Here is a 21,440-nt window from a genome sequence, read left to right as displayed (position 1 = left end):
CGAGGTGAGCACCGGGATACGTCCGGGTGTACGGCCGTTCGGGTGGAATCAGGCGGCCAGGTGCTCCAGCACCAGCACCTGCGCCTCACCGACCGCGAAGCCCAGCACCGCGCCGGTCGCGATCAGGATCCACTCGTCCTGCTCGAAGGCCGGGCGCAGGAGGCGCTCGAACTCCTTCGGGGACAGCTGCTTCATCTTCGACACCAGCACGTTGCGGATGTCCATCGCGTCCGTCGCGTAGTCCTCGATGTAGCGCATCGTCTCCGGCAGCCGGGACATGATCTGCGAAGCGATCGCCAGCTTCACGTCCTGGTACTTGCGGCTCCCCACCGCGAACACCAGCAGCGGCTTCGCGACGCTCCCGAGTTCGCGGTCGAGCTGGCGCTGGATCAGGGCCAGCACCCGGTCCGACAGCGGGCCGTGCAGGATGGCCTCGATGACGTTGTGCGGGGTGATGATCTCCTTCGCGATCAGCGACCCGTACGCCTCCGCGACTTCCGCCCGCCGCTTCAGGAACAGGCCCTGCCACTGGACTCCGAAATACCGGCGCGGCTCGATCGGGTAGAAGATCATCCGCAGGGCCAGCCAGTCCGTGAACCAGCCGGTGAACAAGCCGAAGATCGGCATGATCGGCGGGAACTTGAACAGCACCCACGCCACCATCTGGATCACGCCGATCGCGCCGCCGAACACCAGGCCCGAGCGCGCGATGAACTTGAACTCCTTCGCGCCCGCCTCCTGGAAGATGCGGTTGAGCAGGCGCTTGTCCTTGACCAGGCTGGTGACCACCATGCCCTTGAGGTCGAACACACTGTCCACATCGGACTTGATCAGGTCGAGCACCGCCGCGACCATCCGCGGCGACTCGTGCTGGACGCGCTCGATCACCAGGCGCTGCACGCGCACCGGCAGGGACTCCCACAGGCCCGGCTGGTAGTGCCCCGCCACCTCGCGGACGATGTCCTCGACGCCCGCGAGCAGCGGTTTCTCGATCTCCTGGGCGATGCGGGACGCGTCCAGCCGCGCGACGACCTCGGCCGGTTTGATCAGCTGCTCGGTCATCGTGTCGCAGGCGATGCTCGCCATCCGCGCGGCGCGCTTGGGCACGATGCCCTGCCAGCCGAGGAACGGCTTGACGCCGATGAACTCCACCGGCTGGAACATCATCCGGATCGCGACGAGCTTGGTGCCGTAGCCGATCAGCGCGGCGACGACCGGGATCGAGACGTAGAGGGGCCAGTGCTGCGCGAAGTCGGCGACGATGCCGCTGAGGAAGGCCCCCATGCGCTACCCGAGACTCGGGTCGCAGGCTTGCCAGAACTGCGCGCCGAGGCGCGAGATGTGGATCGTCCGCCGGACGAACTTCGCGCGCTTGACGTGCTTCTCGGCGTCGCGCACGGTCTCGTCGGTCAGCAGGATCTCGTACTGCGTCTCCAGCGACGGCACCTCTTCGTCGAGGTCGACCAGGCCCAGCCCGATCAGCCGCGTCACGTAGCCGGGGACCTGGTCGGGCAGCGACACCCCGGCCGCCTTGCCGACCGTCGACGCGTTGCGCAGCGCGACCCGGCCGGTGCCGCCGATGCCGGTGCGCTCGACGACGTCGACCGCGGGGAACGGCGAGCCGTCCGACAACGCGGAAAGGATGCGGGCCTCGTCCGGGGTCAGCTGGCGCAGGATGATCGCGTAGAAGTACTCGCGGGCGCGCTCGCGGCCGAAGCCGATGGAGTGGTTGAGCAGCTCGGCCATCGCGGCGCGCAGCGGCTCGGCGGCGTTGTCGCGCGCGGGCACGATCGTCACGGTGGCCTCGACCGTCCCGGGCACCGAGGTGCGGTTCATCGCCGACGCCGCCGTCAGCGCCGCGTGGTACGGGTCGTCGACCTCGTCGAGCCGGCGGCGCAGCTCGGTGAGCAGCTGCCGCTCCACCTGCCGGACCCCGCGTTCGGCGGTCTCGACGCCGGGGAGCTTGCGGCCGAGCGCGAACCCGGTGCGCGCGGCCCAGCCGGCCAGCTGACCGGCGCGGCGGGCCAGGTCGGCCACCTCGTCGCCGGTGCCCCGGCCGTTCGGTCGCTCTGCGTTCACGAGCCCACTCCCCTCTGCTTACGCGGTGATGCTACCTGCGGGTAGGCCGATGGTGGTGTGACCACCGGCATGATGTGCGCCATGAGTCCGACGCGCTGGGGCCCGCCGATCGACGTCCTCCCGTACTTCTCGAAGGAAGAGCAAGCGCTGATGACGCTGCTCGGCGCGCTGACCGAGGAAGACTGGGAGCGCCCGACCCCGTGCGCCGGCTGGACGGTCAAGGACATCGCCGCCCACCTGCTGGGAGACAAGGTCGGCCGGCTCTCCCGGAGCCGCGACGGGCACACCGCGGAAAGCCCCCGCGCGGGTGAGTCCTTCTCCCGCTTCATCGACCGGATCAACGAAGAATGGGTCGTCGCCTGCCGCCGGCTCTCGACGGACGTCCTGCTCACGATGATGTACGAGTTCATGGGCCAGACCACCGAGCACTGGGCGAAGCTCGACCTCGACGTCCTCGGTGAGCCGGTGAGCTGGGCGGGTGCCGAGCCGGCGCCGCGCTGGCTGGACGCGGCCCGCGACTACTCGGAGTTCTGGGTCCACCACGTGCAGATCCGCGAGGCGCTGGAACACACGCCGCTGGAGGCCGAGTACGCCGAGCCGATCGCCGACACGTTCGTCCGCGCGCTGCCGCACACGCTGCGGGACGTCGAGGCCCGCGTCGGCAAGCAGGTCGGCTACACGGTCACCGGCGCCGACAAGTGGCACGCCCGCCGCGAGCGCGACGGCTGGGTCCTCGACCGCGGCGCACCGCCGTCCCGCACCCCGCTGGCCACGGTGACGACGGACCTGGACACGTTCTGGCGGCTCTGCACCCGCACCCCCGCCGACACCGGCCGCGTCCGCACAACCGGCGACGAAAACGTTTGCGCCCAGATGCTGACGATGACATCGATCATCGCCTGACCGCGCACTTTCACGTGAAAGTGCGCACCTGGGGGCCGCACTTTCACGTGAAAGTGCGCGTCAGCGGCGGCGGGCCTGCTTTCGCAGCTGCATGATCCGGGCGCCCCCGATCAGCGCGACCAGCGCCGCGCCGCCGATGGCCGAGAACAGCATCGCGATGGCCAGCGGCAGGCTGCCCTCGGCGCCGAAGAAGTGCACGGTCACCGAGTCCAGGTTCTGCAGGATGAACACCAGCAGGACGACCAGCACGACCAGGCCGGCGATCACCGCGACCCAGGTGCCGCTGACCCGGGTGCGCTTGATCTTCGGGCTCGCGGGCCTCGACGGCGCCGGGCGCACCGGCGCGACCTCCTCGGCGCCGGGCCGGACGTCACCGGCGCGCAGTTCGGCGGGCTCGAGGGCCCCTTCGGGCACCTCGCTCCCGGGCAGGTCGTGGTGTGCGGGACCGGTGGGGCGGTCGGCCGCGTCCCCGCGCGCGTGCGTCATGTGACCAGTGTCCGCCCGGCACGCGGGGAGCGCCGTGTCAAACCCCCTAACGGGCGAAGCCGTCAACCTCCCGGAGGACGCGGAGGGTGTTCTTGCCGGCCAGCTTCACGCAGTCTTCCTCACTCCACCCACGCTCGAGCAGCGCGGCGAACAACACCGGGTACTTGGAGGTGTCCTCCAGCCCCTCGGGCAGCGTGCCGACGCCGTCGTAGTCGCCGCCGAGGCCGATGTGGTCGACGCCGGCCACCTCGCGGGCGTGCTCGACGTGCGCGACGACGTCGTCGACGGTGGCCTTCGGCTTGACCGGGCCGTCCCACTCCTTCACGAACTCGCCGCGCTGGGTCAGGTTCCGGTACTCCCGGCCCGCGGCTTCCATCGCGGCCTTCAGCTCCTGGTCCCACGCGGCGACCTTCGGCGAGATGAACGCCGGCACGAAGGTGACCATCGCGACGCCGCCGTTGCCGGGCAGCTTCGCCAGGACGTCGTCGGGGATGTTGCGCGGGTGGTCGTTGACCGCGGTGCACGAGGAGTGGCTGAAGATCACCGGGACCGAGCTGACCTCCATCGCCGCCCGCATCGTCGACGGCGCGACGTGGGAGAGGTCGACCATCATCCCGATCTTGTTCATCTCGCGCACGACGTCGCGGCCGAACTCGGTGAGGCCGCCGTGAGCCGGTTCGTCGGTGCCCGAGTCGGCCCAGGTGGTGTTGAAGTTGTGCGTCAGCGTCATGTAGCGGACGCCGAGCCGGCGCAGGATCCGCAGCACGCCGAGCGACTCGGCGATGCTGTGCCCGCCCTCGGCGCCGAGCAGCGACGCGATCCGGCCGTCGGCGAACGCGGCTTCGGCTTCGTCCGCGGTGTCGACCAGCCGGAGCCGGTCGGGGTAGCGCTCGGCGAGCTGGTGCACGACCTCGATCTGCTCGAGGACGGCGGTCACGGCACTGTGGCCTTCGAACTCGCACGGCACGTAGACCGACCAGAACTGCATGCCGAGCTTCCCGTCGGCGAGCTTCGGGAAGTCGGTGTGCAGGGCCGGCTGCCGGACGGTCAGGTCGAGCGACGCGGCCGCCTCGACCGGGTTCGGGCCGCCGTGCTGCCGCAGCTCCCACGGCAGGTCGTTGTGCCCGTCGGCGAGGATGGCCGCGTCCAGCAGTTTGCCGGCACGCTGTAGTGCCTCGTTAGTCATCGCCCGATCGTAGGGCGGACCGGTACACACTCCGTACAAAGCGCTAGAGCTCGAGCCACCCGGCCGCCGCGCGGACACCGTCCACAGTGATCTGGTGGCCGCCGGCGTGGCGGTGGGTGACGACGTCGGCACCGCGCTCGCGCAGCAGCCGGATCAGCTCCTCGGTCGACGCCAGCGGCGCCATCGGGTCGCGTTCGCCGTTGGCCAGGAAGACGCGCGAGCCGCTGAGGTCGAGGTCCGGCGGTTCCGGGACCGGCGACATCGACGCGAACAACGCGGCCTCCCGCACGACTTCCGGCCGCAGCAGGACGACCGCGGCCGCGATGTTGGCCCCGTTCGAAAAGCCGACCGCGACCATGCGCCGGTCGCCGAAGCCGTACTCCGCCCCGGCTTCGAGCACGAAGTCGGCGAGTTCGTTCGCCCGCTTGACGACGTCTTCGTGGTCGAACACGCCCTCGGCCAGCCGCCGGAACCAGCGCGCGGCGCCGTGCTCCGACACCGGGCCGGCCGGGGCCAGCACGGCGGAGCGCGGGCTGAGCTCGCGCGCCAGGCCGAGCAGGTCGTCCGGGTCGCCGCCGGTCCCGTGCAGCAGGAGCAGCACCGGCGCGTCCGGGGCGCCTTCGACGTACTTGTGCCGCAGCGTCATCACAGCTCCGGGTTGTTTTCGGCGGGGAGGTTCAGCTTGGGCAGCATGTGCTGGATCTCTTCGCGGCGCGGCTCCAGCCACGGCGGCAGCTTGAGCGCGCGGCCGAGCTCCAGCAACGGCTCGTCGATCGCGAAGCCCGGCTCGTCGGTGGCGACCTCCAGCAGCGTCCCGCCCGGTTCGCGGAAGTAGATCGAGCGGAAGTACTGGCGGTCCAAAATGGACGTCACGTGCACGCCCTGTTCCACCAGCTCTTCGCGCCAGGTCTTCTGGGTTTCTTCGTCGGGGGCGCGCCAGGCCACGTGGTGGACGGTGCCGGCGGCGACCAGCCCGCGCGGCGTGTCCGGCGTCACGAGGACGTCGACCAGCGCGCCCGGCCCGCCTTCACCGGCGGCGAAGCGCAGGCGATTGCTTTCCTGGCTGGCGAAGCTGAGCCCGAGGCCGTCGGTGAGCATGCCCGCGGTGGCGTCCTCCTGGTTCACCGAGAGCGTCACCGAGTGCAGGCCGCGGACGGCGTGCTCGGCGGGGACGAGCTCGGTGTCCCACGGGTCGCGCGGGTCGCCCTGCGGGTGCGCGACCAGGGCGAGCTTCAGGCCGTCGGGGTCGCGGAAGGTCAGCGTCTCCTCGCCGTCGGCGTTGCGAACCTCGCCGGTCTCGACGTTCTGGGCGCCCAGGTGCTGCTTCCACCAGCCGATCGAGGCTTCGGGCACGGAGAACGACGTGGTCGTCGCCTGGCCGGTGCCGTGGCGGCCGCTCGGCGCGTCGGGCCACGGGAAGAACGTCATCAGCGAGCCGGGCTTGCCCGAGCTGTCGCCGTAGTAGAGGTGGTAGGTGCCCGGGTCGTCGAAGTTGACCGTCGTCTTGACCAGCCGCAGGCCCAGGGTGCGCAGGTAGAAGTCGGCGTTGCGCTGCGGGTCGCCGCCGATGGCGGTCACGTGGTGCAGGCCGGACGTCCTGATAGACATGGTTGCCTCCTCGGCTCAAGGTATCCCGACAACCTCTCGCGCGCAAGATATATTCCGGCGAGGTAAGGTGGCGACCGTGGAAGCGACCGACGACGACGAGATCGTCACCTGGTGGGGCCTGGTCATCGAGGGTTACCTCGCCACGCAAGACAAGCTGATGGGCGAAATCGCCGACCGGTTCGGGCTCGCGCCGGCGTCGTTCGACATCCTGCTGCGGCTGGTCCGCTCGCCCGAGCACCGGATGCCGATGACGAAGCTGGCGACCGAAGCCGCGCTGTCCAGCGGCGGGTTCACGAAGGTGGCCGACCGCCTGGTGGCGGCGGACCTGATCTGCCGGATCCCGAGCCCGGACGACCGCCGCGTCACCTTCGCGTCCCTGACCGAGCACGGCCTCGAAGTGGCGAACAAGGCCCGCGAGGCCGCGGCGGACATCCTGCGGCGCATCGTGCTGACCCCACTCGGTGACGACGCCCCGGCACTCGCGGAAGCGATGCGGACACTGCGCGCGTTCAACACCGATCGTTGAAAAGGACAGCGAACGCGCCGGCCACTTCTACGCGGACTCCCTCGGCCTGAAGCAGCTGGGGAAGGGCGAAGACGGAACGCTGTACTTCGAGGCGGGCGCGGGCTCGATCGGCCTCCGCGCCATGCCGGCGGGTGCGCAAAGCGAGAACACGGCGCTGAGCTTCGAAGTCGCCGACCTCGAAGGCAACGTGCTCTGCCTGCACCAGCTCGTGAGTGGGAAACAGGGTTGGAACACTGTTTCTCACTCACGACCCTGGGCGAGCGAAGGCATCAACTTGACCGCGTTGCCCGACAGGACCCCGGTCAGCACGTCCTCCGGAAGACCGAGCCCGATCAGCGTGCGCACGTTCTTCGCCACCGACGGCACGCCGGGCCAGTCCGTCCCGAAGACGAACTTCCCGGCCAGCCGGGTGAAGTCGAAGCGCTGGTAGTACTCCGTCAGCTTCTTCGGCGGCAGCCCGGCGAGGTCGAGCCAGACGTTGTCGCGGGCCAGCGCCAGGAACGCGGCCACGTCGTACCACCACCCGCGGCCGCCGTGGGCGAAGACGAACTGCAGCGAAGGGAAGTCCTCGACCACATCGGACAGCAGCTCCGGGTTCCCGAAACTGGCCCGGGAACCCGGGAAGCTCGACGTCCCGGAGTGGAAGATCACCGGCACCCCGCGCTCGGCACACCGCTGGTAGACCGGGTACAGCTCCTTGTCCGCCGGCGAAAACGCGCCGTGCACCGGGTGGATCTTCAGCGCCACCGCGCCCAGGTCCAGCTGCCGCTCGACCTCGGCCACCGCGGGGTGGTGCAGGTACGGGTTGACGTTGGCCACCAGCCGGAACCGGGCCGGGTTGTGCTCGACCAGCGGCAGGTTGTCCTCGATCGGCTGGATCCCGGTCGCGCGCGGGCTGTACTCGCAGAACAGCAGCACCCGGTCGACGCCTTCGGAGTCCATCAATTCGTCCATCGCCGCCGGGATCACCGTCCCTTCGGCGTCGTACACCGACCGCCACGGGTACGAGCCCGCGAAGTCGTGCGCCCACTGCAGCCAGGCAGGTTTCAGCGTCGGCAGCCGCGGCGTGTGGACGTGCGCGTCCACCACGAAGTACCCGTCGATCACGGACTGGGCACCACCCGCAGCACGTCGCGGACCTGCTCGCGGATCACGTTGCGGCGGATCTTGCCGGTCGCCGTCTTCGGCAGCTCGGCCAGCTCGACCACCCCGCGCGGCCGCTTGAACGCCGCGAGCCCCTCGCGGCAGAAGTCGATCAGCTCCGCCTGGTCCACCGCGAAGCCGGGCGCGGCCACCACGCACGCGACCGGCTTGTCGAGCCCGTCGGCGTCCGGCGCGGCGACGACGGCGACCTCCGCCACCGCCGGGTGCTGCCGCAGCCGTTCCTCCACTTCGGACGGTGACACCCAGATCCCGCCCGCCTTCAGCATGTCCCCGAACCGGCCGAGGCAGGTGTACGTGCCGTCCTCGTTGCGGACGTAGCTGTCGCCGGTCCTCAGCCATTCGCCCTGGAAGACGAGCTTCGTCGCGTCGTAGCGGGCCCAGTACCCGGTCGCCGTCGACGGCCCGGCGACGAACAGTTCGCCCGGCTGCCCGTGCCCGTCGACCACCGCGCCCGCTTCGTCGCGGATCTGCACGGAGTACCCGGGTACGGCGACGCCGGTGCTGCCCGGCCGCACCGAGCCGGGCCGGTTCGACAGGAAGATGTGCAGGGCCTCGGTCGACCCGATGCCGTCGAGGATCTCCAGCCCGAAGCGCGCGCGGAAGCGTTCGAACAACGACGCGGGCAGCGGTTCCCCGGCCGAAACCGCGTGCCGCACCGAAGCGAACGAGTCGTCCGGGACGTCGCTGGCGAGCAGGGCCGCGTAGAACGTCGGCACGGCGAAGAAGAGCGACGGCTGCTCCTCGCGAGCGCGCCGGGCGAACAACGCGGGCGTCGGCCGTGAAGGCTCGAGCAACACCGCGCCGCCCGCGCCGAGCGGGAAGAAGCAGGAATTCCCCAGCCCGTAGGCGAAGAAGAGCTTCGGCACGGACAGGAACCGGTCCGCCGGCGTGGTCGCCAGCACCGAACGCGCGTAGGTCTCGCAGACCGCGCGGATGCTCGCGTGCCGGTGCATCGCGCCCTTCGGCTGCCCCGTCGTCCCCGACGTGTACAGCCACAACGCGGGCGAGTCTTCCCACGTCCGTCCACTTCGGAACGTCCCGCCCAGCGACGACCACTCGTGCGTCCGGACGCCGAACCCGTCCGCGTCGGACCGGTCGAGCAGCACGTCGGTGACCTCGGGGGCGAAGCCGAGCGCGGTGGCGGCCTGCTCGGCGAACTCGCCGGACACGCCGAGCACGCGCGCCCGTGAGTCGGCCAGCACCTTGCCCAGCTCGAGCCCGGTGACCATCGTCGACACCGGCACGGCGACCGCGCCGGCCAGCATCGCGCCGAGGATGCCGGTGAGCAGCTCGACGTCGTCGACCATGCAGAACATGACCCGCTCTTCGGGCCGCACGCCGAGCCCGGCGAGCCCGGCGGCGACCCGGCGGGACTCCGCCGCCAGCTCGGCGTAGGTCAGCGAACGGCGGGGGGACACCACCGCGGTCGCGTCCGGGTGCCCGGCGTGGAGCAGGTACTCCGCGGCGTTGAACGCTGTCGCCACCAGGCCTCCTACGTGAGGTGGACGTATTCGTAGTCGAAGGGCTTCCCGTTGATGCCCTGCCGCGGCGGCGCGACCCAGCTCGCGATCTTCCCCCGCTCGTACACCGGGTGCATCAGCGAGCGGACGAACGTCAGGTCCTCGGTGGTGGGCAGCCACTTCCGTTTGCCGGCTTCCCAGGTCGCCTCGTCGACGATGGTGCCGTCGGGAGTGACGTGGTGGCCGGAGTTTATGCCGACTTCGCGGTTGAAGCCAGGGTGCGGCAGGCGGAACGCGAAGTCGATTCCGGCGTCCGCGAGGATCTTGTTCCAGCGCTTGACGCCGGTCTGGCAGTCGGCGACGTACTCGCTGCGCAGGTCGAGGTTGAGCAGCAGGATCGCCTGCAGCTCCTCCGACGTCCAGGTGCCGTCGCTTGCCGGTTTCTCCAGCCTGCGGGCGTCGTCGGTGAGCTTGTGGTCGTCCTTGCGGCGGGTCTCCTGCCAGCGGCCCTTGAGCCCGGCGGTGTAGTAGTTCGCCGCGTTCGTCGAGGTCTCGCTGCCGAAGAGGTCGAGCGAAACGGTGTAGTGGAAGTTGATGTACTTCTGGATCAGGTCCAGCGGGATGCCGCCGTGCGGGCCGATGTCGAGCGTGTCGTGCTCGCGGATCAGCTCGGCGCTGCGGATCACCACGCGGTCGACGCCGGTGGTGCCGACCATCATGTGGTGCGCCTCTTCCTTCAGCATGAACTCGCAGGTGCGCGAGAGCGGGTCGAAGGAGGACTCCTTGAGCGTGCCGAGCTGGTACTTCCCGTCGCGGTCGGTGAAGTACGTGAACATGTAGAACGCCAGCCAGTCGGCGGTTTCCTCGTTGAACGCACCGAGGATGCGGGGCGCGTCCGGGCTGCCGGAGTTGCGCAGCAGCAGCCCTTCGGCCTCGTCCCGGCCTTCGCGGCCGAAGTAGGCGTGCAGCAGGTAGACCATCGCCCACAGGTGCCTGCCCTCTTCGACGTTGACCTGGAAGAGGTTGCGCAGGTCGTAGAGGCTCGGCGCGGTGAGCCCGAGGAGCTTCTGCTGTTCGACCGACGCCGGTTCGGTGTCGCCCTGGATGACGATCAGCCGCTGCAGGTCGGCGCGGTACTCGCCGGGCACCTGCTGCCAGACCGGCTCGCCCTGGTGCTCCCCGAACGCGATCCGCCGGTCCGGGTCGCGCTCGGCGAGGAAGATGCCCCAGCGGTAGTCAGGCACGTTGACGTGGTCGAAGTGCGCCCAGCCCTCGCGGCCGACGCTGACGGCGGTGCGCAGGTAGACGCCCTGGGTCTCCAGCGTCGGGCCCATCTCGCCCCACCAGTGCATGAACTTCGGCTGCCAGCCCTCCAGCGCGCGCTGCAGCCGCCGGTCCTCGGAGAGGTTGACGTTGTTGGGGATCTTGGCGTCGTAGTCGATCTTCTCGGGCATCTGCGCTAGACCCGCTTCCTGTCGAAGACGGCCTTCTGCCCCGTACCGTATCGGCGCAGCGCGCCTTCGGGCCCGGATGCGTTCGGCCGGGTGAAAATCCAGTTCTGCCAAGCCGCCAGCCGGCCGAAGATCTTGGTCTCGATGGTCTCGGGACCGACGAACCGGTGGTTGGCCTCCATCCCGGTGAGGGCGTCCGGGGACAGCGACGCCCGGCCTTCGAGCGCGATCCGGATCTCGTCCTCCCAGTCGAGGTCGTCCGGGGCGTCAGTGACCAGGCCGAGTTCGACGGCTTCGGCCGCGCTCAGCACGTGGTCCTTCTCGCGCGCGAGCCAGGCGAGGTGGTCTTCGTCGCCGTAGAAGCGCGTCTGCAGGCGGGTCAGGCCGTTGCCCATCGGGAACGGGCCGAAGTTGGCTTCGCTGAGCCTGATCGTGGCGCGTTCGTCGGAGTCTTCGTCGTCGATCGGCGGGCCGTCGAGGAGGTACTGGCGGTCGGCGGCGAGCGCGAGTTCCAGCAGGGAGCCGGCGAAGCAGCTGCCGGGCTCGATCAGCGCGATCAGCGTGCGGCTGGTGACGTCGAGGCGTTTGAGGGTGCGCTTGAAGTAGTGCGTGATCTCGTTGCCCAGCCAGTCCTTCGCGCCGAGGACGGCCCGTTCGTGCGCGAGCACCTTCTCCGGGTCGCCGACGGTCTTGAGGATCCACGTGCCGGCTTCGACCTCGTTGGTGCGCAGCCGCAGGATGGCGTCGTCCAGCTCGCGGGTCATGGCGAGGAACCAGCCGTTCGCGCCCTCTTCGTGCAGGTCGCCGGGGTCGTTTTCGGGGCCCTTGACGGTGATCGTGACCTGGTCTTCGGCCACCTCTACATCGACATAGCGATGTTCCAGCGGGGTCAGCTCGATGCCGCCTTCGCCGGTCCGGTCGGATTCACGCGCGATTTCCCGGGCCCGCTTCTCCACGGCTTCGCGGAACCCTTGGCGCGGCACGAGTTCGTCGACCAGCCGCCAGTCGACCGCGGTCTTGCCCTTGACGCCGTCCGGGCGCGTGGCGAAGACGTCGGCGAGGTCCTTGCGCACCCGTCGCTTGTCGACGACGCGGGTCAGCCCGCCGGTGCCGGGCAGCACGCCGAGCAGCGGCACCTCCGGCAGCGCGACGGTCGAGGAGTTGTCGTCGATCAGGAGGATCTTTTCGCAGGCCAGCGCGATTTCGTAGCCACCGCCGGCACAGGTGCCGTTGACCGCGGCCACGTAGGTCTGGCCGGAGTGCGCGGTGGCGTCCTCCATGCCGTTGCGGGTCTCGTTGGTGAACTTGCAGAAGTTCACCTTCCAGTGGTGCTCGGACGCGGCGAGCATCCGGATGTTCGCGCCGGCGCAGAAGACCTTGTCCTTCGCGCTCGTCACCACCACCACGCGAACCTCGGGGTGCTCGAACCGGAGCCGCTGGGTGGCGTCGTACAGCTCGATGTCGACGCCGAGGTCGTAGGAGTTGAGCTTGAGCTCGTACCCCGGGACGAGCCCGCCCTGTTCGTCGACGTCCAGCTCCAGCCAGGCCACCTCCCCGTCGAGGTGGAGGCGCCAGTGGCGGTACTCGTCCGGACGGCGGTCGAAAGCAACCGGTGTGGTGGTGGTCACTCGTCCGAGTGTCTACATAGTTCCGACGAACGTCAATGTTGTGTAGAAACTTGATCTCGCGAGATCACCCGGTTGAGCGTCGCCCAGGCCCACGTCAAGAAGACCCACAACGCGAGCCCCGCTGCGGCATCCGTGAAGATCGTCGCGAAGTAGAACGCGGGGATCTGCGGTACGCCCGTCAGGAAGTGGCCCAGCGTGATCATCCCGGCCAGCGAATAGACCAGCAGGAACGCCAGCGCCCGCGGGTACCGCCCCTCCCGGTACGCGCGGTAGCCGAGCCAGCCGAACACCGTGAACAACACCCAAGCGAAGGCGACGACGATCCCCGCGACCATCGTCGGAACACCCGGCAGTTGCGGGTAGTCCGCGACGCGGATGGCGTTGTGCGCGTAGTGGATTGTCGTGCTGACCAGCGAAAAGCCGAGGATCACGCGAAGCGGCGTCAGTCCCTTTTCCTGCAGAACGTCCATCCCGGGCCCCCTGTAGCCGATTTGATAGATCGCTCTAGCGAGCGTACCGCCGCCACTTTCACAGGGAAAGTGCCGAGACGGCACTTTCCCTATGAAAGCTCCGCCTCAGGCCAGGTCGATGCGGTGCTGCGTCACCGGGTAGCCGGCCTTCGCGAAGGCCTTGGCCATCGGGACGTTGCCGACGTCGGTGCCCGCGACGATCCGGTCGGCACCGTGCCCGACGAGCTCGTGCGTGGCCTCGACCAGCAGGTCGTACGCGTAGCCGTTTCCGCGGTGCTCGGGCACGACGGCGATGTAGCCGATCACCGGGTCGTAGACGTTGCGGGTCGGCAGGCTGAGCCCGACGAGCTCGCCTTCGGGCGTGTACGCCACGCGCCACCAGTCCCGCGGGGCCGGCATCCACTTCATGATGTCGAGGTCTTCCTGGGCCGCGGCGTCGAGCCCGTGCTCCTCGACCGTCTTCCGGACGTGCGCGTCGAGGCTGCCGACGTGCACGCGCTTGAAGACCTCGAGGATGACGTCGTCGTCCGGCTCGGGCCGGAACTCGAGCCGGCCGGTTTTTTCGGGGAGGCCGTTTTCCGGCGTCCAGCAGAACCGGTAGCGCTCGACGAGCTTGCGGTAGCCCGCCCGCTCGGCCGCCTCGACGCGCACGGTCACCTCGTGGGCGACGTCCGGGTCGTCCTGCCACGAAGGCGGCGTGGTCAGCGCGTACTCCGCGCGCAGCGGCGCCGTCTTGAGCAGGTGGACGCCCGCGTCGAAGTCGGTGAAGTCGAACCAGTCCAGCGCGATCGGTTCCTCGTCGCCGGGCTTGGCCCACCAGGCGGCCCGCGCCACGACGACGTCGTCGCGCAGCGCGACCCAGGTCCATTCGGGCCGGTATTCGCCCTGCTTCGCCATCTCGACGAAGTCGTTGCCGAGCAGCGTGCGGCCGACGAGGCCGCGGTCGGGCAGGGAGGTGAAGAGTGTTTCTTCGCCCGCTTCGAGCGGGCGCACGACCAGTTCGGTCATGAGGGTCCTTCCAGGAGGTTGCGCTCCCGGTCTACCGACCCGGCACCCTCGTTCCGGGGTGGGAGCGCATGATCGTCTGCGTGATCACCGGACCCACCTCCTTTCGCTGCTCAAGGGTGCTGTGCGCAGCATAGGGGTTCCCCTCGGAAGTGATCAACGGATTTTCTGGAGGACGATCCGGGTGCTCAGCCGCGGTTCGGCGTAGGAGTGCGACGCCTCCAGGACGTACTCGCCCGCGATGTGCTGCCAGCCGTCCCGCCAGACCTCGGCGGACCTCGGCGGGATGACCACGTCGGTCTCGACGGATTCGCCGGGCCCCGCCTCGACGCTCGCGAACCCCGCGAGCCAGCGGTGCGGCCGGTCGCCGCGCTCGGTCGGGGCCAGGTAGAGCTGGACGACCTCGCGGCCCCGCCGCTTCCCCGTGTTGCGCACGCGGACCCGGACGCGGGCCCCGCCTTCTTCGTCCGGGTAGCCGTCGAGCTCCTCGTACGCCCAGGTCGTGTAGCCCTGGCCGTGGCCGAACCAGTAGGCGGGCTGTTCGTCGCCGCGGGCCCAGGCGCTGTAGCCGATGTGGACGCCTTCGCCGTATTCGAGGACGCCTTCCCGCGGGGTCACGTCGGTGACCGGCGCGTCTTCGAGCTTCGCCGGCCACGTCGTCGGCAAGCGGCCGCCGGGTTCCTCGATGCCGAAGAGGACGTCGGCGAGCGCGTCGCCGCCGGCCTGGCCGGGGAACCAGGTGAGCAGCACCGCGGCGACGTCGGCACGCCACGGCAGCTCGACGGGGGCGCCGGCGTTGACGACGACCACGGTGTTCGGGTTGACCTCGGCGACCCGGGCGACCAGCTCGTCCTGGCGGCCCGGCAGGGACAGGGAAGCCCGGTCGAAGCCCTCGCTCTCGACCTCGGCGGTGGTGCCGACCACGACGACCGCGACGTCCGACTTCCCCGCCAGCGCAACGGCTTCCTCGAGCGCGGCGTCCGGGTCGGGCACCGGGCCGCGGTGGCCGAGCGCGAAGGTCACCCAGGCGAAGCTGCCCCGGGCGAACTCCGCCATCTCGGACGGGATCCAGTACGTCAGGCTGACGTCGACGAGTTCGCCCGCGGTCAGGTCGATCTCGCGGCGCTGCTCGTTGACCTGCATGATCGAGGTGAAGACGTCCCCGCCGGGCGGCAGGTTCACGCCGTCGAAGAGCGTCTGGCCGGCGACGGCGAGGCGGAGGTCCCCGGGCCCGGTGACGGCGAAGGTGTGCGTGCCGCTGCGCTCCGGCAGGTAGGTGCCGGTGATCTCGACCGACGCGAGGGTGTTCAGGTCGAGCCCATCCGGCAGTTCACCGATCCACGCGATTTTGGCTTCCCTGAGCGGGAATTCAGCCAATCGGGTGCCATCCGCGGCTTGGGCGAGGGCGCGGAGCCGGAAATTGTCGGTGGCCGGCGGTAGCGTCGTTCGCGGATCGGCACCGGTGGCGAACGCCAGGTCGGTGCCCGGGGGAACGGCCTTGCGGATGCCGTCCAGAGGGGAGACGACGTGATCGGGGAACACGGTGGCGCTGCCGCCGCCGAGGATCTTGGGGTCCGCGGCCAGCGCGCCGATGAGCGCGACGCTGCGCGGCTCACGCAGGGGGAGCACGCCGGTTTCGTTGCTGAGCAACACGAAAGACCGGTGCGCGACCTCGCGCGCGATCGCTTCACCGTCCACAGGGGAACGGAGCGGCTCGGGGGTCCCGCCGAGGGCGCCGGTCCGGTGGGCGAGCAGGAGCACGCGGCGGACCATGTCGTCGACGACGCTCTCGTCGACTTCGCCGCCGCGCACGGCTTCCGCGAGCCGCGCGCCGAAAACCGTCCGGGGGCCGGGCATCGCGACGTCGAGGCCGCCGTTGGCGGAGGCGACGGTGTCGCGCGCGGCCAGCCAGTCGGAAACGACGAAGCCGTCGAAACCCCATTCGCCGCGCAGCACGCCGTCGAGCAGTTCGGCGTGCTGGGTCATCGTGGTGCCGTTGACGCTGTTGTAGGCGGCCATGATCCCCCACGGCTTCGCGCGCTTCACGATGAGTTCGAAGGGTGCGAGGTAGAGCTCGCGCAGCGCGCGTTCGGCGACGTGGACGTCGGCGGTGAAGCGCTCGGTCTCGAAGTCGTTGGCGACGAAGTGCTTGACCGTCACGCCGACTCCGCCGTCCTGCACGCCGGTGACGTAGCCGGCGCCGATCATCCCGGTGAGGAGGGGATCTTCCGAGTAGCACTCGAAGTGGCGGCCGCCCAGCGGTGAGCGCTGGAGGTTGACCGTCGGGGCGAGCAGCACGTGCACGCCCTTGCGGCGGGCTTCCTGCGCGAGCAGGCGGCCGGCGCGCACGGCGAGCCGCGGGTCCCAGCTCGCGGCGAGCGCGGTCGGGCTGGGGAGCGTCACGGAGGGGTCGTCCTGGCTCCAGCGGACCCCGCGGACGCCGACCGGACCGTCGGAGAGGACGAGGGAGTCCAGGCCGATGTCCGGCAGGGCGGGCAGGCTCCAGACATCCTGCCCGGAGAGCAGGCTCGCCTTGGCGTCCAGGTCGAGCTCGGCCAGCAGCGCGTCGACGTCGAAGCTCATGAGCACACTCTACCTGGCGGTGAGTAGTGAAAGTTATGGTTCCGTGACAGCCCGTCCCGTAGGCTCGGGATCATGACCCGGGCCAGGGGAGCCGACCGCCGCGCGAGCATCGTCCGAGCGGCCTTCGAGGTGATCGCCGAACGCGGCTACCGCGGCACCTCACTGGCCGCGGTCGCCGAGCGCGTCGGCCTGACCCAACAGGGGCTGATGCACTACTTCCCGACGAAGGAAGACCTGCTCACGGCCGTGCTGGAGACCCGCGACGAGTGGGATCTGCTCCACTTCGGCCACGCCCCGCCGGGCGACGAGTCGGCGATGACGGTCAACCAGCTGGCCGACCTGGTCGACTACAACGCCACGCGCCCGGGCATCGTCCAGACGTACACGGTGCTGTCGGCGGACAGCGTCACCGAGGACCACCCGGCGCGCGAGTACTTCCACGACCGCTACACACGCGTCCGGGCAGGCATGACGCAGATGCTGGAACGCCACCGCGACGAGCTCCCGCCGGGCACGACGCCGGAACAGCTGGCCCCGATCGCCATCGCCGTCCTCGACGGCCTGCAGTTGCAGTGGCTGCTGGACCCGGCGGAGGTCGACATGTCCACCGGCTTCCGCACGTTCCTGACGATGCTGGGCATCAAGCCGGACTGACCTGCTCCCCCTCGGCGGCCGTCCGGTCCAACTCACCCCCCAGCCGCGGCCCGCCATCCCTCCGGTCACAGCAACCGCGGCTGGGCCGCCAGCTCCCGCAGGCGCCGCAACGTGCGCAGCGTCGTCTCCAGGTCCTCCTGCGACACCTCCGCCGCCAGGCCCTCCGCCCACTCGACCTGCGCGCGCCCCAGCTCCCGCATCGCGTCCTTCGCCCGGCGCGTCAACGACAACAGCGGCGCCCGCGCGTCCGCCGGGTTCGGCAGCCGGTCGAGCATTCCGTTGCGCAGCAGGCGGTTCACCGTCTCCTGCACGCTCTGCCGGCGCAGCCCCCGCCGCCGGGCGACGTCCGCGGCCGTCGCCGGGCCGTCCTCCAGGAAGCCGAGCACCTGCCACTGCGCCGCCGTCAGGCCGACCGGCTCGGTGAGCGCGTCGCCCGCCGCGAGGAAGCCGCCGTTGCACGCGAAAACCGCGTCGATCACGCGCGTGAACGTCTCAGCTCTGGGAGACCGCATGCGTGCTAGTCTCGCACAACGACAGGCACCTGTCGAAATGGAGACGACCATGGACATGCCCACCCTCGGCCCCGCCCACGACGCGCTGAAAGCCTTCGTCGGCGACTGGACCGGCACCGAAGAGCTCGCCGCGGCACCGTGGGCACTCGCCTCGACCGCGCACGCCGAGTGCGGATACCGCCTGGCCCTCAACGGGTTCGCGCTGATCCAGCACTACCGCCAGCGCCGCGACGACGGATCCGAATTCCTCGGGCACAACGTCTTCACCGCCGACCCGGGCACCGGTGAGACGCTTTGGTACGGCTTCGACAGCTACGGCTTCCCACCCGACTCGCCCGCCCGCGGCAGCTGGTCCGGCGCCACGCTGACCCTGGAGAAGAAGACCGCCCGCGGGGTGGCCCGCCACCGGCTCACCCCGGCCGGGGACACCTTGACACACGAAATCGACGTCAAGATGGGCGAAGACCGCGATTTCAGCCCATTCCTGCGTGCGCACTACAGCCGCGTCGAAGAGTAGGCGGAAACGGGTGACGCCCCTCCCCCCTGGCACGAGGACGTCACCCGTTTCCGGTCTGTGCCAGCGCATCCGCGGACCTGTCGACCCTGGACGGTCCCGCGGCGCGCTATTTCACAACAACGATTAGTTATTCGGTGTTGCGCACTTTCGAGCTGTGCAGCGAGTGTGTCCCCCAATGGCGCCAAAGGCCCAGGGAAAACGATTACTTTCACCCGAACGGCCCAGCCCCGGTCACCGACCGCACCCGGGCTCGCACGCAGCGGACTCCCGGAATTGTCGGACCCCCGGAGTACAGATGAACACGTGCCCGGAAACACCGAACCGCAGCCGACGGACTCGCCCCCGCTGATCGGGGTCGAGAACGTCAAGATGCCCGAGTGGGCCCGCGTCGACGAGCGCGTGGCCAACGCGGGTTTCGGCCAAGCCGTGCGCGCGCTGCCGGCCGCGATCTCCGTCGTGCTGCGGCTGGCGTGGCGGACTTCGCCGAGGCTGACGCTGCTGGCCGCGTTCGTGCACGTCGTTTCGGGCTGCGTCACGGCGTTCGGGCTGCTCGCCACCGCGAACGTCTTCACCGCGCTGCTCGAACAGGGCCCGACACCGGACCGGGTGCTGCAGTCGCTGCCCGCGCTCGCGGTCGTCACGGGGTCGTACGCGGCGCGCGCGGCGCTGGACGCGGCGGTCGCCGCCGTCGAGGGTGCGCTGCGGCCGCGCGTCACCGCGGCGGCGGACGACGCGGTGACGGCGTCGGTGGTGCGCGTCGGGCTGATCGCGTTCGAGGACGCGGACTTCCGCGAGCTGGCGCGCCAAGGCGCGCGGTTCGGCGTCCGGGCCATCGAGACGAGCCTGCGCCGGCTGGCCGACCTGACGTCGTCGGTGATCTCGCTCGCGGCGGCGATGCTCACGGCCGGGCTGCTGAACCCGTGGCTCGCGCCGGTGCTCCTGCTCGCCGCGGCGGCCGACGGCTGGGCCGCCGCGCGCGTGGCGAAGCTGAACTACCGGCACTTCCTCGACACGGTCGGGCGCAACATCCGCAAGTCGGTCGTCGAGGAGGTCGCCACCTGGCGGACGATGGCCCTCGAACGGCACGCGCTGACGCTGCAGGAGCCGCTGCTCGGCGAGTACCGGCGCATCTCGCGCAGCCTCGCGCGCGAAGAGATCCGGCTGGCGCACCGCAGCAACCTGGTGCGCACCACCGGCCGGGCGGCGGCCGGGCTGGGCACGGCGGCGGCGTACCTGGTCCTCGGCTGGCTGCTCTACACCGGCGGAATGGAGCTGGCGCTGGCCGGCACGGCGGTGCTGGCGATGCGCACGGCGTCGACGGCGCTGTCCAACACCATGCGCGCGGTCAATTCGCTGTACGAGGACTCGTTCTACATCGGGTTCTACAACCAGCTGCTCGTCGAATCGGTGAAACGGCGGCCACCGGAGACGTCGCTGACCGCGCCGGCCGACCCGGGCGAGATCCGGCTGGCGGGCGTCACGTTCACCTACCCGGGCCGCGAAACCCCGGCCCTGCGGGACATCTCGCTGACCATCCGGCGCGGCGAGGTGGTCGCGCTGGTCGGCGAGAACGGCTCGGGCAAGACCACGCTGGGCAAGCTCCTCACCGGGCTGTACCCGCCGGACGAGGGCACCGTCCACTGGGACGACGTCGACCTGGCCGGGGCCGACCCGGCGTCGGTGCACGCGAACATCGCGGTGATCGCCCAGGAACCGGCGGAGTGGCCGATGACGGCGGCGAACAACATCACGGTCGGCCGCCTCGGCCGCGCGGACCCCGATCGCCGCGCGTGGCGCGAAGCAGTGGACTACTCGGGCGCGGACGAGGTGATCGCCTCCCTGCCCGCGGGCGAGAACACGATGCTGTCCAAGAAGTTCGACGAAGGCCACGACCTGTCCGGCGGCCAGTGGCAGCGCATGGGCATCGCCCGCGGCATCTACCGCGACGCCTCGGTCCTGGTCGCCGACGAACCGACGGCGGCGCTCGACGCCCGCGCCGAAGCCCGGGTGTTCGCCGGGCTCCAGCACGCGAGCACGTCGCACCGGGGCCGCCGCACCACGGTCCTGGTCACCCACCGCCTGGCCAACATCCGCTCGGCGGACCGCATCCTGGTCCTGGAGAAGGGCAGACTGATCGAGGAGGGCACGCACGCCGACCTGATCCGCGCGGGCGGCGTCTACCACGAGCTGTACGAGATCCAGGCCCGCGCGTACCGCAACGGCACCGAAACGGCGGAGGCCCGATGACCGAGCAGCTGGCCCGCGTCAACGGCATCGAGCTCTGCCACGAATCCTTCGGCGACCGGGCAGGCCGGCCCCTCCTGCTCATCATGGGCTTGGCCGCCCCGATGATCTGGTGGGACGAGGAGTTCTGCGAAACCCTGGCCGCCCGGGGCTTCCACGTGATCCGCTTCGACAACCGCGACGCCGGACGCTCGACCCGCCTCCACGGCCGGGCCGACCTCGCGCAGGCGTACCTGCTTCGCCGGTCCCCGTACACGCTGGCCGACATGGCCGACGACGCCGCGGGCCTGCTCACGGAGCTGGGCATCCCGGCCGCCCACGTCGTCGGCGCCTCGATGGGCGGGATGATCGCCCAGACCCTGGCCATCCGCCACCCTTCGCGGGTGCTGTCGCTGACGTCGATCATGTCCAGCACCGGCGGCCGGTTCGTCGGCCGGCCGAGCGCCCGCGCCCTGCCGATGCTGCTCACCGCACCCCCGAAGGACCGTGAAAGCTACGTCGAGACGCTGATGCGCACGTTCCGCCTGATCGGCTCACCGGCCTACCCGTTCGACGAAGCCCGAATGCGCAACCGAGCCGAGCGCACGTACGACCGCGGTCTCCCCCCAGGCGGCGCCCTCCGCCAGCTGGCGGCGATCATGGCCGACCGCGACCGCGCCCCCGGGCTGCGCCGAACGAAGCTCCCGGCCCTGGTGGTGCACGGCGCCCGCGACCCGTTGGTCCACGTCTCGGGCGGCCGAGCCACGGCCCGCGCCATCCCCGGCGCCGCCCTCGACATCGTCCCGGGCATGGGCCACGACCTCCCGCGAGCCGTCTGGCCCCGCCTCATCCGCGGCATCGAGCGAATCGCGCTCGACCGGCCGGCGTGACCGAGCCCAGGTCAGTCACGGTTTCGTTCCAGCCCGGTGCCCGCCGTAACCACCATGCGTGAGGTCCCGACTCTGGCGCTCGGAACACGGTCCTC

At 70.4% G+C, this 21,440-nt stretch carries 20 protein-coding genes; 6 read left to right on the top strand and 14 right to left on the bottom strand.

What is annotated here, in order from left to right:
* Positions 1 to 48: 48 nt before the first annotated feature.
* Both ACLJQM_RS07595 and ACLJQM_RS07590 read right to left on the bottom strand, forming a co-directional pair.
* Positions 49 to 1,284 (bottom strand): DUF445 domain-containing protein, encoded by a 1,236-nt coding sequence (locus ACLJQM_RS07595; protein WP_247017727.1) that lies wholly within the window; start codon positions 1,282 to 1,284, stop codon positions 49 to 51.
* Positions 1,285 to 1,287: 3 nt separating this feature from the next.
* Positions 1,288 to 2,079 carry an Abi-alpha family protein gene (locus tag ACLJQM_RS07590; protein ID WP_410630559.1) on the bottom strand — a complete coding sequence of 264 codons (792 nt, stop codon included), beginning with the start codon at positions 2,077 to 2,079 and terminating at the stop codon, positions 1,288 to 1,290.
* A gap of 81 nt (positions 2,080 to 2,160) precedes the next feature.
* Here ACLJQM_RS07590 and ACLJQM_RS07585 point away from each other — a divergent pair, with 81 nt between their 5' ends.
* The gene (locus tag ACLJQM_RS07585; RefSeq protein ID WP_410630558.1) at positions 2,161 to 2,982 is read left to right on the top strand and encodes a maleylpyruvate isomerase family mycothiol-dependent enzyme; all 822 of its coding nucleotides are present in this window, start codon (positions 2,161 to 2,163) and stop codon (positions 2,980 to 2,982) included.
* Between the two features lie 60 nt (positions 2,983 to 3,042).
* Here the strand turns inward: ACLJQM_RS07585 and ACLJQM_RS07580 are convergent, their stop codons facing one another.
* Genes ACLJQM_RS07580 through ACLJQM_RS07565 form a run of 4 tightly spaced genes read right to left on the bottom strand, consistent with a single transcriptional unit; the run spans position 3,043 to position 6,262 of the window.
* On the bottom strand, positions 3,043 to 3,468 hold the full coding sequence (locus tag ACLJQM_RS07580; RefSeq protein ID WP_410630557.1) for a lipopolysaccharide assembly LapA domain-containing protein: 426 nt from the start codon (positions 3,466 to 3,468) through the stop codon (positions 3,043 to 3,045).
* Between the two features lie 46 nt (positions 3,469 to 3,514).
* Positions 3,515 to 4,654 (bottom strand): dipeptidase, encoded by a 1,140-nt coding sequence (locus ACLJQM_RS07575; protein WP_360783538.1) that lies wholly within the window; start codon positions 4,652 to 4,654, stop codon positions 3,515 to 3,517.
* A gap of 43 nt (positions 4,655 to 4,697) precedes the next feature.
* On the bottom strand, positions 4,698 to 5,300 hold the full coding sequence (locus ACLJQM_RS07570; RefSeq protein WP_410630556.1) for an alpha/beta hydrolase: 603 nt from the start codon (positions 5,298 to 5,300) through the stop codon (positions 4,698 to 4,700).
* Positions 5,300 to 6,262, bottom strand: coding sequence for a ring-cleaving dioxygenase (locus ACLJQM_RS07565; protein ID WP_410630555.1), 963 nt, complete (start codon positions 6,260 to 6,262; stop codon positions 5,300 to 5,302). Before ACLJQM_RS07565 ends, ACLJQM_RS07570 begins: the two co-directional genes overlap by 1 nt.
* A 76-nt stretch (positions 6,263 to 6,338) precedes the next feature.
* On the opposite strand from ACLJQM_RS07565, the gene ACLJQM_RS07560 reads away from it, so the two are divergent.
* Entirely contained in the window at positions 6,339 to 6,788 is a 450-nt protein-coding gene (locus ACLJQM_RS07560; protein ID WP_370969072.1) for a MarR family winged helix-turn-helix transcriptional regulator, read from the top strand.
* Positions 6,789 to 7,028: 240 nt separating this feature from the next.
* Here ACLJQM_RS07560 and ACLJQM_RS07555 read toward each other — a convergent pair whose 3' ends face one another.
* The 7 genes from ACLJQM_RS07555 to ACLJQM_RS07525 all read right to left on the bottom strand — a co-directional run bounded on the left by ACLJQM_RS07555 (position 7,029) and on the right by ACLJQM_RS07525 (position 16,549).
* Positions 7,029 to 7,895 carry an amidohydrolase family protein gene (locus ACLJQM_RS07555; protein ID WP_410630554.1) on the bottom strand — a complete coding sequence of 289 codons (867 nt, stop codon included), beginning with the start codon at positions 7,893 to 7,895 and terminating at the stop codon, positions 7,029 to 7,031.
* The gene (locus ACLJQM_RS07550; RefSeq protein WP_410630553.1) at positions 7,892 to 9,436 is read right to left on the bottom strand and encodes a benzoate-CoA ligase family protein; all 1,545 of its coding nucleotides are present in this window, start codon (positions 9,434 to 9,436) and stop codon (positions 7,892 to 7,894) included. The genes ACLJQM_RS07555 and ACLJQM_RS07550 overlap by 4 nt, the downstream gene beginning before the upstream one ends.
* 8 nt (positions 9,437 to 9,444) lie before the next feature.
* Positions 9,445 to 10,866: a benzoyl-CoA 2,3-epoxidase subunit BoxB gene (gene boxB / locus ACLJQM_RS07545; protein WP_410630552.1), complete on the bottom strand. Its 1,422-nt coding sequence runs from the start codon at positions 10,864 to 10,866 to the stop codon at positions 9,445 to 9,447.
* A 5-nt stretch (positions 10,867 to 10,871) separates the two neighbouring features.
* Positions 10,872 to 12,491, bottom strand: coding sequence for a 2,3-epoxybenzoyl-CoA dihydrolase (gene boxC / locus ACLJQM_RS07540; protein WP_410630551.1), 1,620 nt, complete (start codon positions 12,489 to 12,491; stop codon positions 10,872 to 10,874).
* A 32-nt stretch (positions 12,492 to 12,523) separates the two neighbouring features.
* Positions 12,524 to 12,961, bottom strand: a complete 438-nt coding sequence (locus ACLJQM_RS07535) for a hypothetical protein (protein WP_410630550.1) — start codon at positions 12,959 to 12,961, stop codon at positions 12,524 to 12,526.
* A gap of 105 nt (positions 12,962 to 13,066) precedes the next feature.
* Complete coding sequence (locus tag ACLJQM_RS07530) at positions 13,067 to 13,969, bottom strand: GNAT family N-acetyltransferase (protein ID WP_360783512.1); 903 nt, start codon at positions 13,967 to 13,969, stop codon at positions 13,067 to 13,069.
* 153 nt (positions 13,970 to 14,122) lie between these two features.
* The gene (locus ACLJQM_RS07525) at positions 14,123 to 16,549 is read right to left on the bottom strand and encodes a glycoside hydrolase family 3 C-terminal domain-containing protein (protein WP_410630549.1); all 2,427 of its coding nucleotides are present in this window, start codon (positions 16,547 to 16,549) and stop codon (positions 14,123 to 14,125) included.
* A gap of 72 nt (positions 16,550 to 16,621) precedes the next feature.
* On the opposite strand from ACLJQM_RS07525, the gene ACLJQM_RS07520 reads away from it, so the two are divergent.
* Complete coding sequence (locus tag ACLJQM_RS07520; RefSeq protein ID WP_247017696.1) at positions 16,622 to 17,203, top strand: TetR/AcrR family transcriptional regulator; 582 nt, start codon at positions 16,622 to 16,624, stop codon at positions 17,201 to 17,203.
* 65 nt (positions 17,204 to 17,268) lie between these two features.
* Here ACLJQM_RS07520 and ACLJQM_RS07515 read toward each other — a convergent pair whose 3' ends face one another.
* Entirely contained in the window at positions 17,269 to 17,715 is a 447-nt protein-coding gene (locus ACLJQM_RS07515; protein WP_410630548.1) for a MarR family winged helix-turn-helix transcriptional regulator, read from the bottom strand.
* 49 nt (positions 17,716 to 17,764) lie between these two features.
* Between ACLJQM_RS07515 and ACLJQM_RS07510 the strand changes: the two genes are divergently transcribed.
* The 3 genes from ACLJQM_RS07510 (at position 17,765) to ACLJQM_RS07500 (ending at position 21,345) form a co-directional block, all read left to right on the top strand.
* Positions 17,765 to 18,232, top strand: coding sequence for a DUF1579 family protein (locus ACLJQM_RS07510; RefSeq protein ID WP_410630547.1), 468 nt, complete (start codon positions 17,765 to 17,767; stop codon positions 18,230 to 18,232).
* A gap of 369 nt (positions 18,233 to 18,601) precedes the next feature.
* A complete protein-coding gene (locus ACLJQM_RS07505) occupies positions 18,602 to 20,479 on the top strand; it encodes an ABC transporter ATP-binding protein (RefSeq protein WP_315863303.1) in 1,878 nt (625 codons plus the stop codon).
* Positions 20,476 to 21,345: an alpha/beta fold hydrolase gene (locus ACLJQM_RS07500; RefSeq protein ID WP_410630546.1), complete on the top strand. Its 870-nt coding sequence runs from the start codon at positions 20,476 to 20,478 to the stop codon at positions 21,343 to 21,345. The genes ACLJQM_RS07505 and ACLJQM_RS07500 overlap by 4 nt, the downstream gene beginning before the upstream one ends.
* Positions 21,346 to 21,440: the final 95 nt, after the last annotated feature.

The sequence above is a fragment of the Amycolatopsis sp. cmx-4-83 genome (assembly GCF_046548815.1).
GTDB classification, from domain to species: domain Bacteria; phylum Actinomycetota; class Actinomycetes; order Mycobacteriales; family Pseudonocardiaceae; genus Amycolatopsis; species Amycolatopsis pretoriensis_A.
The sequence above is the reverse complement of the archived record's forward strand: the minus strand, read 5'-3'. Positions and strand labels throughout refer to the sequence as shown.